The sequence below is a fragment of the Pseudomonas sp. BN505 genome (assembly GCF_029873175.1).
GTDB lineage: Bacteria > Pseudomonadota > Gammaproteobacteria > Pseudomonadales > Pseudomonadaceae > Aquipseudomonas > Aquipseudomonas putida.
The window spans coordinates 1-2,736 of record NZ_SSOI01000018.1 but is presented as its reverse complement, the minus strand read 5'-3'; the positions used below and the strand labels follow the sequence as shown (position 1 = coordinate 2,736).

The following is a 2,736-nucleotide window of genomic DNA, read 5'->3' as shown; positions in this document are numbered from 1 at the left end:
GTGATCCGTCCGGTCGCCTTTGCGGGCCACCGCCGCACCTTCGATCAGGAAATGCCCGGCCCCACTCTCTATCACCGCGCCACAGATTGTCCGGTCACCTACCCTGGCGACCGGCCTGCCGTTAAACGTATACGTAGCGCTGCCGCTCTCGACCTGGTTTACCCCATGCAGCGGACAGTTGTGTTGGTGGCCTACAAGTACAACCGGATTCATAGGGCTTCTCCTTCAGACGGTGCAGTACGGGATTCGCGATCTATGTCCTCCGGCCAATGAACCTTCGGCGCCAGGCAATGCATGTGGCTCAAGCCATCGTCATCGTTCCAGTCGCGGGGTGGGTGCACGAACTTTGGCAAAGCTTCGGGGCCTTGCTGCATGAACAGCCGGGCGATGGCCCAGTAGGCTTCACCCTTGTATAGGTTGGAGGCGAACTCCACGCGATCGATGACTTCGTTGGTTTCCGGGTTGCGGACAGACAGCTTGACGTTTTCGATAAGGCCGCCGTGGCCGGGAGCGTAGATCCGGTGGACCTCGGCGGTTACGTCGTCCCAGTTGTAGGCGACAGGTTTTACACCCCAGTGCTTACGGCTCAATAAGTAAATGTAGTGGTATCGGTATTGATACAAATAGATTTTGCGCCGCAGACGATTGAAGCGGATTGGTTCGTCTCTTGGAAGGACTAAATCCAACTTAGCAAATGGAACAATAGCCCAAAGTGAAAGAATGGGAATCAAAAACCCAAGGATATTCGTCAACCAATCATGAGACCAACCGTCAACCAATAAACCCCAATATATCCATACCATCAAACCAACCTGGAACATTAGTATTGGAATACTAATCAAAGCCATAACACCACGCAAAATTATACTAGCTCGAGGCAGCTCTAGATATACATCATCAATATGATTTGGCGATGGCCTTATATCCTCTATACCAGAACGGGGTGACGGCCCTTCGTCAACGGGCGGAAGGTCGTAGCTCCAGCCTAACGCCCGCTCCCAGAACGCTTTTGGTGGACGCTCAATCATTTTGCCCCCGACCACATACTTCGACATAGGCACTATCAATATTTCGGTCTGGCCAATACATCAGCAGTAATGTAGCTGCAACTATGGAATCACTCCCTATGGTTGGCATAAGCTCTACAACTCCGGACATCTCCAGACTAACGGTCTCCCCCTCACCGACTCCAGCGACATGCATTCTTTTGTCGAAACCAAAACCGCGCTTATAGTCGGGCAGCCGCGGCGCTGCGAACCCTGAAAAGCTTACAGATTTGGTTATAGGGTCTACAGATGAAGCATGAAACTCGTCAGTAAAAATGAGCTCCCCGCCCGTGAACGCCGGAAACTCCCCATCTCCATAGCGATGTACTATCAAGTTCCAACGATAAGATGAGGCCTCCTCTCTATATCTGGGTAAAATTATTTGAAATTTCAGTTTTTGCTCTCTTTCCAGCCCGACCAGCCCTCCTATCCGTGGCGTTGTAGGATCGGTTATGAGGCTTGATTCAAAATGCAACGTAGCCTTTACACCCAACGTGGCAGCATTGAGCTCTGCAAACGCGATATCTGCATATTCAGGAGTTTTCCAATGAACCATTGGCACCTCATCTGCCTTTCCAAAGCAGCATCGCCTTGCCCAACGCTCTAACGAGGAAGATTCGTTTTTTTCAGCATGCTTGCTCAGCACGTACGCTGCTAGCGTCAACACCACAGCCAGACCTAACGGCCCAAACAGAGACGATTTAAAAACTGCCAGCGCAAAGGCTGCAGAACTAGAACCATAAAGCGCTGCCGCCAGTCTATGCTGCGCTTTCGCCACACTATCTCCACCAGCCTTAGCCCGTTGACTAGCAGCGACAGCCTGAACGGTGTCAAAGACACCAGCAACCGAACTTATAAAAGCACCAAGTTTTATGAAGACCTCTCCAGTAGCTCCGACGCCTCTAGTCCAAGGTATGTTTACATGGGTAACGCCAGACCTTAGGATTAGTCCAATCAACTCGATTTGCCCCCCAAGCACTCCCAGCGTTGAGCCTTGCAATGCCAACTGTACTTCATGGGCCTTCGGCCCAATCTCCGCCTCCGCCTTTTGCTGATTCCTGGTCAAGCTGTCGTGCTGCAAGTACAACCCACCTATCGCCAGCAGCAACTCCCAACTGCCTGCCACTCCACGCAAGCCGCTAAAGCCGGTTCGCACCAACTGTGCCGCCTGCTGCGAAGTAATACGCATGCCCTGCAACACCTTTCGCGCATTCGACTCGAGCGTCCCCGCCGCTACCGAGACATCCACCAAGGTACGCTGCGCCAAGCTGCTTACCTGAGTTACCTTCATGCTGGCTTCCTCAAACAACCGACCATGCACGTCCGCCGCAGTACCCTCGACCCACACCGACACACTGATCATGGTGTTGGTAAACCGCGGATCCAGCACTGCCAGGCTCATCAGCCCGTGCTGAATGATCGGCCGCACCTTGTTCCAGGCCTTGGTCGAATGAATGTCGATGTCATCAATGTTGCGATGCATCCGATCCCGTGCCTCGGCGATCGAGGCGTTGGCCTTGTGCTGTAATTCGCGTAAATGAGCACTCTGCAGGGCGTAGTACTCGCCCAGCTTCATCTTCACTTCCAGCTCGATCAGGTGCACGCCGTTGTAAAGGAACTGGGTTGCACTGTTCAGGTGCCGCACAGCAGTCTGAATGCCAGGGGGCAAATTGGGCGACAACCGTTGGCT

2 protein-coding genes and 1 pseudogene are annotated in these 2,736 nt (G+C 53.1%); all 3 read right to left on the bottom strand.

Annotated features, from left to right (window positions below; genetic code table 11):
• The coding region (locus tag E8E78_RS02945) for a PAAR domain-containing protein (protein WP_280337069.1) at positions 1-213 on the bottom strand (213 nt) is incomplete at its 3' end.
• Positions 210-1,055 carry a DUF6708 domain-containing protein gene (locus E8E78_RS02940; RefSeq protein WP_230676155.1) on the bottom strand — a complete coding sequence of 282 codons (846 nt, stop codon included), beginning with the start codon at positions 1,053-1,055 and terminating at the stop codon, positions 210-212. The genes E8E78_RS02940 and E8E78_RS02945, both read right to left, overlap by 4 nt.
• Positions 1,021-2,736, bottom strand: a pseudogene (locus E8E78_RS02935) (hypothetical protein); the annotation flags it as partial. The pseudogene E8E78_RS02935 and the gene E8E78_RS02940, both read right to left, overlap by 35 nt.

Excerpts from the sequence above, each read along its gene's own strand:
- E8E78_RS02940 (WP_230676155.1), bottom strand. The coding sequence starts at position 1,055 with ATGTCGAAGTATGTGGTCGGGGGCAAAATGATTGAGCGTCCACCAAAA.